Genomic DNA, 14147 nt, shown 5'->3' with positions numbered 1-14147 from the left:
GCGTTCCTCGGTGGGTGGAGTCCGCGGCTACGCCCCGCAGGAGCGCAGAAAGGCGCGGGTGCGGCGGGCGATGGGCAGCGGGGTGTCCGGGGCGCAGGGGTACATGTCCTGCTCGACGATGGCGAAGAGGTCCACGCCCAGCCGCTGCGCGGCGGCCAGCACCGGCTCCAACGCGGGCACGCCGCGCGGCGGTTCGCACATCACCCCCTGCCGGACCGCGGGGCCGAAGGCCGTGCCCCGGCCGATGACATCGGCGAGGATGTCCGGGTCCACCTGCTTGAGGTGGAGGTAGCCGATCCGCTCGCCATAGGTCTCGATGAGCTTCACGCTGTCCCCGCCGCAGTAGGCGTAGTGGCCGGTGTCCAGGCAGAGGCCGACCAGCTCCGGATCGGTGGCGTCGAGGAACCGCTCGACATGTGCCTCGGTGTCGATGTGCGTGTCGGCGTGCGGATGGACGGCGATGCCCAGCCCGTACGCCTCGCGGACCTCGCGGGCCAGGCGCTCCATCCCGGTGGCGAGGTGGCGCCACTGTCCGGCGGTCAGCTCGCGGTCCTCGACCGGCTCGGCGGTCTTGTCGTCGCGCCAGAAGGACGGGATGACCACCAGCCGGTCCGCGCCCATGGCCCGGGTCAACTCGGCGACCTGGGCCACATGTTCCCAGGTGGCGTCCCAGACCGCCGGGCCCCGGTGCAGGGCGGTGAAGACCGTGCCGGCCGAGACCCGCAGGCCGCGCCGGGCGGTCTCCTCGCGCAACAGGCCCGGGTCGGTGGGGAGATAGCCATGGGGGCCGAGCTCGATCCACCGGTAGCCGGCCTCGGCGACCTCGTCGAGGAAGCGCCGCCAGGGCACCTGGTGGGGGTCGTCGGCGTACCAGACGCCCCAGGAGTCGGGTGCCGAGCCGATGCGGATGCGATCCAGCGCTGCGATGGGGGCGGAGTCCATGCGGCGGCTCTCCTCTCGCCGTCGGGCGGGGCCGGACAGAGCTTACGACCAGGTCGTTACGACCGGTCGTCAGCTTCCTGGCCGGGCGCGGGAAGTGTCAAGAGTTCGACAGGACATCAGGACGTAACGTCAACCAGGAGACGAGAGACGTCTGTATGTAAGGACAATTCCTTGACAGGGCCGAGCACGCCCGGTTACACCTGAGCCATGAGCGAGCCGTCGGCCGGACCGTACGACCTGATCACCATGGGCCGCCTCGGCGTGGACCTCTACCCGCTCCGGGCCGGAGTGCCGCTCGCCCAGGTGGAGACCTTCGGGCGGTTCCTCGGCGGATCGGCGGCCAATGTCGCGGTCGCCGCCGCCCGGTTGGGCCGCCGCACGGCGCTGGTCAGCCGCACCGGCGCCGACCCCTTCGGCGACTTCCTCCACCAGGCGCTGCGCGACTTCGGGGTGGCCGACCACTGGGTGACGGCCGTGACCGGCGACCCCACCCCGATCACCTTCTGCGAGATCTTCCCGCCCGACGACTTCCCGATCCACTTCTACCGCCGGCCCAAGGCGCCCGATCTGCAGCTCCGCGCGGCCGAGTTGGACCTCGAGGCCATCCGCGCCGCCCGGATCTTCTGGATGACCGGCACCGGACTGTGCGAGGAACCCAGCCGCACCGCGACCCTCACCGCGCTCAAGGCCCGCGGCAGGCGCGGCAGCACCGTCTTCGACCTGGACTGGCGGCCGTTGTTCTGGGGCGGCGAGGGCGGCGCCTCCGGCGCCGGCGGGCGCACCGGCCCGGCCGCCCTGGCCGCCGCCCGGCCGCACTACGCGGCGGCGCTCGGCCTGGCCACCGTGGCCATCGGCAACGCCGACGAGTGCGAGGTCGCCACCGGAGAGCGGGAACCCCGGGCCGCCGCCCGGGCCCTGCTGGCCGCCGGAGTCGAACTCGCCATCGTCAAACAGGGCCCCAAGGGCGTTCTCGCCCTGCATCGCGACGGCACCTCCGCCGAGCTGCCACCGGTGCCGGTCGAGGTGCTCAACGGCCTCGGCGCGGGCGATGCGTTCGGCGGTGCGCTCTGTCACGGTCTGCTCGCCGGCTGGGAGCTGGCGGACGCCATCCGCTTCGCCAATGCCGCCGGTGCGCTGGTCGCCGCGCGGCTGGCCTGCTCATCCGCGATGCCCACCCCGGCCGAGGTCGAGGACCTGCTGGCCCGGTCCGGGCAGGGGCGGCGCCCATGACCCTCCGGATCGCCGATCTCACCACCGTGCGCAGCCGTCACCCCGAGGCCATCGCCGAGGCCGCCGCCCGGCGCGCCCGCCGCCCCCTGCTCGGCGACCGCGGCCGGCTGATGATCATCGCGGCCGACCACACCGCCCGGGGCGCCCTGGACGCGGGCGGACACCGGCTGGCCATGGCCGACCGGCACGATCTGCTGGAACGTCTCTGCCTCGCCCTCTCCCGCCCCGGCGTGGACGGGGTACTGGCCACCGCGGACATCCTGGACGACCTGCTGCTGCTCGGCGCCCTGGAGAACAAGGTCGTCATGGGGTCCATGAACCGCGGCGGCCTGCTGGGCGCCTCCTTCGAGCTGGACGACCGCTTCACCGGCCTCGGCGCCGAGGACCTGGACCGGCGCGGCTTCGACGCGGGCAAGCTGCTGCTGCGCGTCGACCTCGAGGACCCCGGCTCGCTGCGCACCATGGCCGCCGCGGCCCAGGCCATCGACGCCATGGCCGCCCGCCGGCTGCCGGTCTTCGTCGAGCCGTTCCTCTGCCGGAGGTCCGGGGGGCGGCTGCGCAACGACCTGAGCGCGGAGGCCGTGACCACCTCCCTCACCATCGCCTCCGGGCTGGCCGCGACCTCGGCCTACACCTGGCTCAAGGTGCCGGTCACCGATGACCCGGCCGCCATGGAAAGGGTGTTGCGGGCCACCACGCTGCCGGTGGTGCTGCTGGGCGGGGATCCGGGGGAGGAGACCATGTACGAGAAGTGGCGTATGGCGCTGAGGGCGCAGAGTGTGCGGGGGCTGGTGGTGGGCCGGGCCCTGCTGTATCCGCCGGACGGCGATGTGGCGGGGGCCGTCGACCGGGCGGTGGGCTTGTTGTGACGGGGGGCTGGGCATGGTGCCCCCGGTCCCTTCCCCGGCCGACGCCGGGAGGCGTCCCCACTTTCAAGGAGCTTTCAAGGAGCTTTCAAGGAGACAACGACACCGTGACCGACGACCCCTACACCCTCGACATCGGCCCCGAACAAGCTCATTGGACCCACTCCTCCCTCCGTATCCTCGAACTGCCGCCCGGCGGCAGCCACACCTTCGCCGCGGGCGACAGCGAATGGATCGTCCTGCCGCTGGACGGCGGCTGCACGGTCTTCACCGAGGGCCGGACCTTTGAACTGCACGGCAGGGAAGGCGTATTCAGCTCCCTCACCGACTTCGCATACATCCCGCGCGACGCCCACGCCACCCTGGCGACCGCACTCGGCGGCCGCTTCGCCCTCCCCGGCGCCCGCTGTGCGCGCCGGCTGCCCGCCCGCCATGTCCCGGCCTCCGCCGTCCCGGTCGAACTCCGCGGCAGCGGCAGCTGTTCGCGCCAGGTCAACAACTTCGCCGCGGCAGGGGTGTTCGAGTGCGACCGGCTGATCGCCGTCGAGGTGCTCACCCCGGGCGGCAACTGGTCCTCGTACCCTCCGCACAAGCACGACCAGTACCGCCCCGGCGAGGAGTCGCAGCTGGAGGAGATCTACTACTTCGAGATCTCGGGCGGCGACGCCGGCCTCGGCTACCAGCGGGTGTCGCCGTCCCACCCGGGCGGCACCGACCTGCTGGCCGAGGTCCGTACCGGCGACGTCGTCCTGATCCCGGACGGCTGGCACGGCCCCTCCATCGCCGCGCCCGGCCATGACATGTACTACCTCAATGTGATGGCCGGTCCCGGTGAGCGCGAGTGGCTCATCCGCGACCACCCCGACCACGCCTGGATCCGCGACACCTGGCCGGATCAGCCGCTGGATCCACGGCTTCCGCTCGCCGCCCCGGGAGGTCCCCGTTGAACACCCCGATGTTGAACACCCCGACGTCGAACACCCCGACCCGGCGGCTCACCGTCGCCCAGGCCCTGGTGGAGTTCCTCGCCCACCAGCACACCGAACTCGACGGACAGCGCCACCGCCTGATCACCGCCTGCTGGGGCATCTTCGGCCATGGCAATGTCGCCGGAATCGGCCAGGCCCTCCTGGAGACCGGCCAACAGCGGATGCCCTTCCACCAAGGCCGCAATGAACAGGCCATGGTGCACGCCGCCGTTGGCTATGCACGCGAGCGGCAGCGGCTCTCCGCGCACGCCGTCACCACCTCCATCGGGCCCGGCGCCACCAACCTGGTCACCGGCGCGGCCCTGGCCACCATCAACCATCTGCCCGTCCTGCTGCTCCCCGGCGACACCTTCGCCACCCGGCCCGCCGACCCGGTGCTCCAGCAGCTGGAACACCCCGGCGCGGGCGACATCTCCGTCAACGACTGCCTGCGCCCGGTCTCCCGGTACTTCGACCGCGTCACCCGGCCCGAGGCGCTGATCCCCGCCGCCCTGGAGGCCATGCGGGTGCTGGCCGACCCGGTGGAGACCGGGGCCGTCACCCTCGCCCTGCCGCAGGACGTCCAGGCCGAAGCCTTCGACTGGCCCGAGGAGTTCTTCGCCGAGCGCGTCTGGCCGGTGCGCCGCCCCGCACCCGACCCCGCCGCCGTGGCCGCGGCGGCCGAGGCGGTACGGGCGGCCCGGCGCCCGCTGCTGGTGGCCGGCGGCGGCGTCCGGCACAGCGGCGCCCAGCAGGCGCTCGCCGACTTCGCCTCCGCCACCGGCATCCCGATGGCCTTCACCCAGGCGGGTAAGGGCGCGGTGAGTCACCACCACCCCATGGACACCGGGGGCATCGGCCACACCGGCACCGCCGTCGCCGACGAACTGGCCCGCACCGCCGACCTGGTGATCGGTGTCGGCACCCGCTTCACCGACTTCACCACCGCTTCCTCAACCCTCTTCGCGGCCCCCGGGGTCCGCTTCATCAACCTCAACAACAGCTCCCGTGACGCCCATAAGCTCTCCGGCCTGGCCCTGACCGGCGACGCCCGGGCCGGTCTCGAGGCGCTGCGGGCCGAGCTGGCCGGCCACCGGGTGTCCGAGGCGTATGAGCGGGAGTACGCGCGGGGCCGGGCCGCCTGGGAACAGACCGTCCGGCGCGCCTACTCCTGGCACGACCCCGACGCCCGCCCCACCCAGGCCCAGGTGCTGGGCGCGCTCGACCGGGTGACCGACGGCTCCGACGTGATCGTCAACGCGGCGGGCTCGCTCCCCGGCGACCTCCACAAGCTCTGGCGGTCCCGCGGCGGGGACTACCACGTCGAGTACGGCTACTCCTGCATGGGCTATGAGATCCCGGCCGCGATCGGCGTGTATCTGGCCTCCCGCCGGCCCGTCTGGGCGCTGGTCGGCGACGGCACCTATCTGATGATGCCGACCGAGCTGGTCACCGCGGTCCAGGAGGGCATCCCCATCAAGGTGGTGCTGATCCAGAACCACGGCTATGCCTCCATCGGCGGGCTCTCGGACGCGGTGGGCGCCGAGCGCTTCGGCACCGCCTACCGCCACCGCGCGGCCGACGGCGGCTACACCGGCGACCCGCTCCCCGTCGACCTGGCCGCCAACGCCGCCTCGCTGGGCATGGATGTGCTGCGCCCCCGGACGATCGCCGAGCTCTCCGAGGCGCTGGAGGCGGCCCGGGCCGCCCGGCGGCCCACATGTGTCCATGTGGAGACCGAAACGGCCGACACTGTGCCGGGCGCGCCCCCCGCCCAGGCGTGGTGGGATGTGCCCGTCGCCGGGACCGCCACCCGCCCCGCGGCGGTGCGGGCACGGGAAGCGTACGAGCGAGCCGCGGGCGCCCGCCGCCGCCACCTGTAGCGGGAACCCGTACCGACCGCGGCGGGGGCCCGCCGTGCGCACCACCGGATCCGTCCCAGCAGCGCCGCGAGCGGCGAGCCCGCCGTTACCGTGGAAGTGAGAGAGGGCCGAGCGATGAAGACCGTCAACCACTGGATCGGCGGCAGGTCCGTCGAGGGCACCTCGGGCCGGTACGGCCCGGTGACCGATCCGGCGACCGGTGCGCAGACCACCCGGGTCGCCTTCGCCTCGGCCGACGAGGTGGACGCCGCCGTCGCAGCGGCCAAGGCAGCCCGGGCGAGCTGGGGCACCTCCTCGCTGGCCACCCGCACCGCGGTCCTCTTCGCCTACCGCGCGCTGCTCGACGCCCACCGCGACGAGCTGGCCCGGCTGATCACCGCCGAACACGGCAAGGTGCACTCCGATGCGCTGGGCGAGGTGGCCCGAGGCCTGGAGATCGTCGAGCTGGCCTGTGGCATCACCACCCAGCTCAAGGGCGAGCTGTCCACCGAGGTGTCCAACCGGGTGGATGTGGCCGCGATCCGGCAGCCGTTGGGGGTGGTCGCGGGCATCACGCCCTTCAACTTCCCGGCCATGGTGCCGATGTGGATGTTCCCGCTGGCCATCGCCTGCGGCAACACCTTTGTCCTCAAGCCCAGCGAGAAGGACCCCTCACCCGCCATCCGCCTCGCCGAACTGGCCGCCGAGGCCGGGCTGCCGGACGGGGTGCTGAACGTCGTCAACGGCGACCGGACGGCCGTCGACCGGCTGCTGGAGCACCCCGACATCGCCGCGGTCTCCTTTGTCGGCTCCACCCCCATCGCCCGGCACATCCACACCACCGCCGCCGCGCACGGCAAGCGCGTCCAGGCGCTCGGCGGCGCCAAGAACCACATGCTGGTGCTGCCCGACGCCGACCTGGACGCCGCGGCGGACGCCGCCGTGTCGGCGGCCTATGGCTCGGCGGGCGAACGCTGCATGGCCATCTCGGCGGTGGTCGCGGTCGGCGACACCGGGGACGCCCTGGTGGCGAAGATCCGCGACCGGGCCGAGAAGATCAAGATCGGCCCCGGTGACGACCCGAGCTCCGAGATGGGCCCGCTGATCACCAAGGAGCACCGCGACAAGGTGGCCGGCTATGTCGCGGGCGCCGCGGCCCAGGGCTGCGAGGTCGTCCTCGACGGCACCGGCCGCACCGTCGAGGGGCACGAGAACGGCCACTGGATCGGCCTCTCGCTGCTGGACAAGGTGCCCACCACCGCCGACGCCTACCGGGACGAGATCTTCGGCCCGGTGCTGTGTGTGCTGCGCGCCGCGACCTACGAGGAGGGCGTCGCCCTCATCAACTCCTCGCCCTGGGGCAACGGCACCGCCGTCTTCACCCGCGACGGCGGGGCCGCCCGGCGCTTCCAACTCGAGGTCCAGGCGGGCATGGTGGGCGTCAATGTGCCGATCCCGGTGCCGGTGGGCTACCACTCCTTCGGCGGCTGGAAGGACTCGATCTTCGGCGACCACCACATCTACGGGAACGACGGCGTCCACTTCTACACCCGGGGCAAGGTCGTCACCACCCGCTGGCCCGACCCTGAAGACGGCGGTGTCGACCTGGGCTTCCCCAGCCACCGCTGAGCGGACCTTTCCGACCCCCTCCGACCAGGGACGTAAGCTCAGGCCATGACCTGGTCAAGCGCGCTCAAGGACACCGCACGAGCCGGGCTGACCATCGAGCGCACCACCCTCGAGCCCCTGATGGCGCTGCGTGCCGCGGTGGGCGTCGCCCTGGTCATCGGCCTGATCATGGCCTTTGGCACGCCCGCCCTCGCGGTCTCCTCCGCCTTCGGCGCCTTCGCCGCCGGGCTCGCCACCTTCCAGCGCAGCTGGCGGCCGCGCCCGGTGCTGGCGCTGGGGGTGTCGGTCGGACTGGGCATCAGCACCTTCCTCGGCTACCTGGCCGCCGCCGACCATGTGCTGTTCGTCCTGCTGCTGGCCGTCTGGACGCTGCTGTCGGGCATGGCCTGGGCGATCGGACCGGTGTCCGGCCTGGTCGCCACCCAGACCATCGCGGTCATGCTGGTCACCGTCACCCTGCCGACCTCGGTGGCCGGCGCGGCCGTGCACACCGCGCTGATCGTCTTCGGCGGGGTGACCCAGGCGCTGCTCATCGTCCTCTTCCCGATGCGGCCCTGGGGCCTGCAGCGCGATGCGCTCGCCGACGCGCTGGCCGCCGAGGCGGACTACGCCCGCCGGCTGCGCCACGACCCGGTGGCCCCCTTCGACCCGCACCCGCTGATGGAGGCCCGCTCCGCCGCCGAGCTCACCCCCCGGCAGGCCCGCAGCCGCCCCCTCCAGCTGGCCGGTCCGCGGGGCGTCGCCGAGCGGCTGCGCCCGGTGCTGGCGGCCCTCGCCGACCCGGTGGTCGGCGCCCCCGCCGAGGGCCCGCAGCGCGACCGGGTACGGGACCTGCTGGGCGCCACCGCGGTCGTGCTGGACGCCGTGGCCCGCGCGATCCGCTGGGGCAAGCCGGTGCGGCTGCCGCCCGAGGCGATGGCCGTGCTGCAGGTGCCCGAGTCCGGGCCGATGCTCACCGGCGCGGCCCGCCGCTCCGCGTACCGGCTGATCGCCCTGCTCGGCGATGTGGTGGAGCAGAGCGACGAGCCGGTACGGTCCGCCCGCCCCGAGCACCGGCATCTGCGGCGGCCCACCATGCCCCGGCTGGTGCCGGTCGCGCTGCGTGCGCTGCGGCGCGAGGCACGCTGGTCGTCGCCCATCGGCAGACATGCAGTGCGGGTCTCGGCGGTGGCCTCGGTCGGCTATGTGCTGGGCACCGCGCTGCCGCTGGGCCATGGCTACTGGGTGCCGATGGCCTCGGTGATGGTGATGCGGCCCGACTTCGCCCAGACCTATTCGCGGGGGGTGGCCCGCTTTGCCGGCACCGTGGTGGGCGTGCTGATCGGCGGGGCGCTGATGGCGCTGTTCCACCCCGGGATCCAGGTGTGCGCGGCGCTGGCCGTGGCCAGCGTCGGGCTGCTGTACCTGCTGATGAGCATGGGCTACATCGTGGTCTCGGCGTGCATCGGCGGCTATGTGGTCTTCCTGCTCGGCATAGTGGGCGAGGGCTGGTCGCAGACCGTGCAGGCCAGGGTGGCACTGACGCTGCTGGGCGGGCTGCTGGCGATGGCCGCCTATGCGCTCTTCCCCCTCTGGGAGACGCACCGGCTGCGGGACCGCCTGGCCGGCTGGCTGAGCGCCAACGGCGACTACGCGCTCGCGGTCCTCGGCGCCTATGCCGAGCCCGCCGCGCTCCGGCCGCGCCGGGTGCGCGAGGCCCTGCTGGACTCCCGGGCGGCGCGCACCAAGTGGGAGGAGGCCACCGAGCGCGCCCTCAAGGAGCCGGTACGCCACCGGGGCATCTCCCGCACCGCGGAGCGCGCGGCGGATGCGGCGCTCACCACCATGGGCCGGGTGACCATGCTCATGGAGGCCCACCTCCCGGACAAGCGGGCCGAACCCTCCAAGGGTGCCGAGGAGTTCGCCACGGCCCTGCGCATCGCGCTCCCGGACGCGGTGGCGGCGGTACGGGAACGCCGGGCGCCGGACTGGACCGCGCTGCGCGCGGCGAGCGCCGACTGGTGTGCGACGGAGGGCGACGCGGGGGTCGGGGTGCGCGGCGCCGAACTGCTGGTCGACGCCCTTGAGGAGCTGGCGGCGGCACTGTCGCCCGGCACCGGAGGCCGCAACCGGGCGGCACGCCGGTCCTAGGACCCGCCCTGGTCGACGAACAGCCGGTCGAGGTGGGCGTCCACCAGCCGGAGCGCCTCCTCGGGCGGGATCACCCCCAGCAGGGTGGTGCTCATCAGCCCGTCGGTCAGGGCGTACAGCACCATCGCCTCGCCGTCCGGATCTATGCCCTCCGCGACCTCGCCCCGGGCGACGGCCTCCCGCAACTGCGCGGCGAAGAGCGCACACAGCGCCGGGATGCCCTGCTGTGCGTGGCGGCGCAGCCGCTCATGGTGAACCGCCCTGGCGAAATAGGCGACTTGTACCAGATTGCCGCTGCGTCGCTTGGCGTCCAGCGGCAGCAGCTCGGCGGCGACCTCGTGCAGCACCCGGCGCGGCGAGGGGGCGGTGGGCAGTCCCCCCAGGCGTTCGCGGATCCTGCGGTCGGCGACGGTGCTCAGGTGGTCGAGGGTGACGACGAGCATCTCGTCCTTGCTGGCGAAGTAGTGCTGCAGCTGCCCCAGCGAGATGCCCGCCTCGGCCGCGATGTCCCGCAGCCCCACTCCGTCCAGGCCGCGCGCCCCGGCTATCCGCCACAGCGCCTCGGCGATGCGGCGGTGCCGCTCCTCATGGTCCACGCGCTTGGGCACGGCTTCCGCTGCCCCCCTTTGGCAAGTCAGTCGTATTGTTATACCTTACCGGAGCCAATACGACTGACTTGCAATGCCCTGGGGGCACCATGACCGGCGCAGGCACCCAACTCACCCTCCGCCCACCCCGCAACCGCGTCGATCCCCGGGCGCGCCGCTGGTGGACCATGCAGGCGCTGCTGGCCGTGAGCGGCCCGATGCTGCTGACGGCCGTGACGCTGCTGATCCTGTCCGTCCTCCTGTTCCCCGGCGTCCTGCCCTGGCTCGTCCCGCTGCTGCTGGTCGTCCTGGTGCTGCCCGCGCTCGGCTATCTGCTGGCCATGCCCGCCTGGCGCTACCGGGTGCACGCCTGGGAGGTGGGGACGGCAGCGGTGTACACCGCGAGCGGCTGGTTCTGGCAACGGCGGCGCATCGCCCCGCTGTCCCGCGTCCAGACCGTCGACACCCTGCGCGGCCCGCTCCAGCGGCGCTACGGCCTGGCCACCGTCACCGTCACCACCGCCTCCACCGCGGGCGCCGTGAAGATCTCCGGCCTCTCCGAGGCCGACGCCCGGCGGATGGCCGAGCTGGTCAGCGAGGCCGCCCGGCTCACCCCCGAGGACGCGGCATGACCGATCACGCCCGCCGGGACCAGTGGCGCCGCCTCAACCCCCGTACGCTGCTGGTCCATTGCGCCTGGCTCGGCGCCCCCCTCGGCACCCTCGTCCTCACCGCGCTGGCCACCGGCGGGCACCTGGAGGCGAAGGCCTGGATCACCCTGGCCTGCATCACCGCCGCCTTCGCGGTCATCACCCTCATCGGCTTCGCCACCTGGCGCCGCACTCGCTTCCGGGTCACCGCCGATGCGCTCGAGGTACGGACGGGCCTGCTCACCCGGCACGTCCGCTCGATGCCCCTGCATCGCATCCGCACCGTCGACCTGACCGCCAACCCCGTGCAGCGGGTGCTGGGCCTGGTCGTCCTGCGGGCCGGCACCGGAGGCCAGGGCAAGGGGCTCACCCTGGAGACCCTCACCCGCGCCGACGCCGAGCGCCTCCAGGGCGAACTCCTCGCCCGCGCCGGGGGAGTGAACGCCGACGACCCCGTCCTGTCCACCGCCGACCCGCGCTGGCTGCGCTACGCACCGCTCACCTTCTGGGTCTTCGGCGGTGTCCTCGCCGTCTGCGGCTCGGCGTGGAAGGCGATCGACGGCATGGGCATCAAGCCGTGGCGCATCGGCTTCGTTCGCCGTGCCTTCGACGAGTTCGGCAACGGGGTGCTGTGGCTGACGATTCCGCTGGGCGTGCTCGCCGTTGCCGTGATCGGCTCGGTCGGCGCCATCGCCCTCTACGCCGAGAACTGGTGGCGCTACCGCCTGGAATGGAGCGACGCCACCACCCTGCGCATCCGCCGCGGCATGTTCACCACCCGCTCCGTCTCGATCGAGCGCGCCCGGCTGCGCGGCGTCATGGTCTGCGAGCCGATCCTGCTCCGCGCCGGTGGTGGCGCGACCGTGTACGCCGTCGCGGGCGGCCTCGGCAACCGCGAGGAGAACAAGAAGCGCAGCTTCATCCTGCCGCCCGCCCCCCACGCGGAAGCGCTGCGCGTACGGGCCGGGGTGCTCGGCGAGCAGATCGACACGGACAACCTCCTCCCGCACCCCCGAATCGCCTTGCGCAGGTGGGCCGTTCGGGTGCTGGCCTGGGTCGTCCTGCCGGTGACGGCCGCCCTGGCCGTGCTCGGCGCCCTGCTCACCCCGGTCCTGCTGTACTGCGCGCTCGGCTGGCTGCTGCTCTCCGTACCCACCGCGTACGCCCTTGCGGGCAACGCCTACCGCGCCCTCGGCCATGCCGTCCGCGGGCGCTGGCTCATCGTCCGCTCCGGCACCCTGTGGCGGCGGACGGTGACCCTGGACCGGTCCGCCGTGCTCGCCTGGACCTTCACCGAAACCCCCTTCGCCCGCCGGGCCGGTGTGGTCACCGTGACCGCCGCCGTCGCGGCGGGCGAGGACGGGTATCGCATCCGTGACATGGCGGCCGGCGAGGCCGCCGCGTTCGCGGACACGACGACGCCCGGGATCGTCGGGGAGTTCCTGACGGTCGCCCCGTCCAGTCAGCGCGCAAGGTAGGTGGACGGTCCGTCGCTCCCGAGGTCCGGCTTGTCGGCGGCGAGCAGCCAGACCCTTGCCTTCGCCCTGGCCCGGCGGTGGCCCTTGCCCTTGCCTTTGCCGTGCTCGCCGGCCTGGCTGCGGGTGAAGGTGAGCTTGTGCCCCATCGCATACCCCTCGGCATCCGGCTCGCCCGGCCTGGGTTCGGGGAAGTAGAGGCTGGTCTTCTCGGTGATCAGCAGGGTCGCCATGTCCCTCTTCCACACCGCCGTGTGGGGAACGACATTCACCTTGGCGTGGGTGTACCCGCCGTCGGTCCGCTCGTACTCCCTGCCCTGCCGGGCGAGTTGGGTGAACTCCTTGTGGAGCTTGCCCCGCAGTGCGGGAGTGACGTTCGCCGGTATGTGCCGCACCGCATGGGTGCGCCCGGCAGTCGTGACCGTGTCGGCGCGCTGCTGCAGATAGCCGTTTGCGATGCCGGCGAGGGTGGCGATCTCGGTCTGCGGGAGTGGGCGGGCGGGGTTGCTCCCGGCGGCGGAGGCCGTTGTGACCAGGCCCAGGACCAGGGCGGCGGCGACCGCGGCGGCGGGGCGTGGCATGCGGAGGGGGACAGGCGCCATTCTTCTCCTCCGGATTTGGCTGCAACGTCTGCCCATAGGGAGTGAGTCGGCGACGACAAGGTTCCCGAACGCGTGTCTGGAGTGGCGTATATGGGCCCGAGCGTTGCCCGGGCCCCAAGTGGTACCGCCGTCAACGACCCGAATGCATCACCGGCTTGCCGTGCTGGTCGAGCGGGATCGAGATGGTCCGGGGAATGCTGCGCTTCTGACTGGGGGAATCTTTCCCCGGCCAGCCACTTGCCCCACTCATCGGTTATCTCCTGCAGCGAGCGGGCGACGCCGACGGCGGGGGTGAGAGCGAGAAGATGTCGCCTGGAGACGTGACTCATTGCGTTCTGTCCTTCTTGTGAGGACAGGGGCAGGGCGGGCGAAATCACTTGGTACGCAATGAAATCGGCGAACGGCTGTGCTGCCTAGGGACTTTGGTCCCGGGTGCGAAGGCGGCCGTGGTGAACAGCGTGAGCAGCAGTGCCACGCACCACAGTCCGAAGGTCACCCAGGCGAGGGTGTGCCAGCCGGCGGTGAAGGCGCTGACATCCTCCGGCGACCCGACGACGGCACCGAATCGACGAGGTCTTTGCCGAGGAGGAGCAGTGGCTGCCGCAAGCTGAGCCAAGAAGGGACACTGGTTCTCACGGGCCGGCACCCTCACCCGGTGCCGCACCGGAGCCGCTGATGACCTGATGTCGCCGGCCCGTTCCGCTGTCGGCCGATAGTGGGCTGCCAGGGGGAATCAAGCGGGCGGGGCGTCGATTGCCGTGTTCTGACCGGCCACGATCTTCCAGTCGCCGGCCTGCTTGGCGATCACGTAGAGCGTGGCCCCGTGGGCCCCTTCGACGGGGTTGCCCGCACGGTCGGTGGGCGTCTGTGCCACGTTCACCGCGATCACTTCGGGTGCAATCTCCAACAGCTTGACGATCTCGTACCGTGCGTAGGAGTCGCGCAGGAAGCCCTTCATCGCGGGGGCGCTGAACCCGGCGATCGTCTCCCGGTCGTCCAGCCGCTTGCCCATGGCGTTGGACCAGGACGTCCGCTGTGCGAACTGCTCGCTCAGCGCGATGGCGTCCTTGGAGTTGAACGCCTCCTCCAGCCTCTTCACCACCCCGGTCACCGCTGCCCGGGTCTCCGGCGAAATGGCTCCTACTGCGAGAGTGTCGTTCGTCATGGCTGTTTCCTCGACTGTCCTCAACTGTCCTTGCGACCGGA

The 14147-nt window shown here is 72.5% G+C and carries 12 protein-coding genes; 8 read left to right on the top strand and 4 right to left on the bottom strand.

The genetic code is table 11. The features are described from left to right. Positions 1–27 precede the first annotated feature (27 nt). Positions 28–942 carry a sugar phosphate isomerase/epimerase family protein gene (locus tag ABCR83_RS04635; RefSeq protein WP_462693472.1) on the bottom strand — a complete coding sequence of 305 codons (915 nt, stop codon included), beginning with the start codon at positions 940–942 and terminating at the stop codon, positions 28–30. Positions 943–1149: 207 nt separating this feature from the next. Here ABCR83_RS04635 and iolC point away from each other — a divergent pair, with 207 nt between their 5' ends. From iolC to ABCR83_RS04605, 6 genes are all read left to right on the top strand, one after another. Continuing rightward, positions 1150–2172, top strand: coding sequence for a 5-dehydro-2-deoxygluconokinase (gene iolC / locus ABCR83_RS04630; RefSeq protein ID WP_462693471.1), 1023 nt, complete (start codon positions 1150–1152; stop codon positions 2170–2172). Further along, entirely contained in the window at positions 2169–3041 is an 873-nt protein-coding gene (locus ABCR83_RS04625) for a Cgl0159 family (beta/alpha)8-fold protein (protein ID WP_462693470.1), read from the top strand. The genes iolC and ABCR83_RS04625 overlap by 4 nt, the downstream gene beginning before the upstream one ends. Before the next feature lie 104 nt (positions 3042–3145). Further along, positions 3146–3985, top strand: coding sequence for a 5-deoxy-glucuronate isomerase (gene iolB / locus ABCR83_RS04620; protein ID WP_462693469.1), 840 nt, complete (start codon positions 3146–3148; stop codon positions 3983–3985). Between the two features lie 8 nt (positions 3986–3993). Next, positions 3994–5889, top strand: a complete 1896-nt coding sequence (iolD, locus tag ABCR83_RS04615; RefSeq protein ID WP_462693521.1) for a 3D-(3,5/4)-trihydroxycyclohexane-1,2-dione acylhydrolase (decyclizing) — start codon at positions 3994–3996, stop codon at positions 5887–5889. A gap of 114 nt (positions 5890–6003) precedes the next feature. Further along, complete coding sequence (locus ABCR83_RS04610) at positions 6004–7497, top strand: CoA-acylating methylmalonate-semialdehyde dehydrogenase (RefSeq protein ID WP_462693468.1); 1494 nt, start codon at positions 6004–6006, stop codon at positions 7495–7497. Between the two features lie 45 nt (positions 7498–7542). After that, the gene (locus ABCR83_RS04605) at positions 7543–9627 is read left to right on the top strand and encodes an FUSC family protein (protein WP_462693467.1); all 2085 of its coding nucleotides are present in this window, start codon (positions 7543–7545) and stop codon (positions 9625–9627) included. On the opposite strand, the gene ABCR83_RS04600 is transcribed toward ABCR83_RS04605, so the two are convergent. Beyond that, positions 9624–10235, bottom strand: coding sequence for a TetR/AcrR family transcriptional regulator (locus ABCR83_RS04600; protein WP_462693466.1), 612 nt, complete (start codon positions 10233–10235; stop codon positions 9624–9626). The two genes, ABCR83_RS04605 and ABCR83_RS04600, sit on opposite strands and share 4 nt — an antisense overlap. Positions 10236–10324: 89 nt before the next feature. Here ABCR83_RS04600 and ABCR83_RS04595 point away from each other — a divergent pair, with 89 nt between their 5' ends. Beyond that, positions 10325–10846, top strand: a complete 522-nt coding sequence (locus ABCR83_RS04595) for a PH domain-containing protein (protein ID WP_462693465.1) — start codon at positions 10325–10327, stop codon at positions 10844–10846. Then, positions 10843–12342, top strand: a complete 1500-nt coding sequence (locus tag ABCR83_RS04590; protein WP_462693464.1) for a PH domain-containing protein — start codon at positions 10843–10845, stop codon at positions 12340–12342. Before ABCR83_RS04595 ends, ABCR83_RS04590 begins: the two co-directional genes overlap by 4 nt. On the opposite strand, the gene ABCR83_RS04585 is transcribed toward ABCR83_RS04590, so the two are convergent. Continuing rightward, complete coding sequence (locus ABCR83_RS04585) at positions 12327–12941, bottom strand: hypothetical protein (RefSeq protein ID WP_462693463.1); 615 nt, start codon at positions 12939–12941, stop codon at positions 12327–12329. The genes ABCR83_RS04590 and ABCR83_RS04585 overlap by 16 nt on opposite strands. Before the next feature lie 733 nt (positions 12942–13674). After that, a complete protein-coding gene (locus tag ABCR83_RS04580; protein ID WP_462693462.1) occupies positions 13675–14106 on the bottom strand; it encodes a nuclear transport factor 2 family protein in 432 nt (143 codons plus the stop codon). Between the last annotated feature and the right edge of the window lie 41 nt (positions 14107–14147).

The organism is Streptomyces xingningensis, assembly GCF_054957865.1.
The sequence above is the reverse complement of the archived record's forward strand: the minus strand, read 5'-3'. Positions and strand labels throughout refer to the sequence as shown.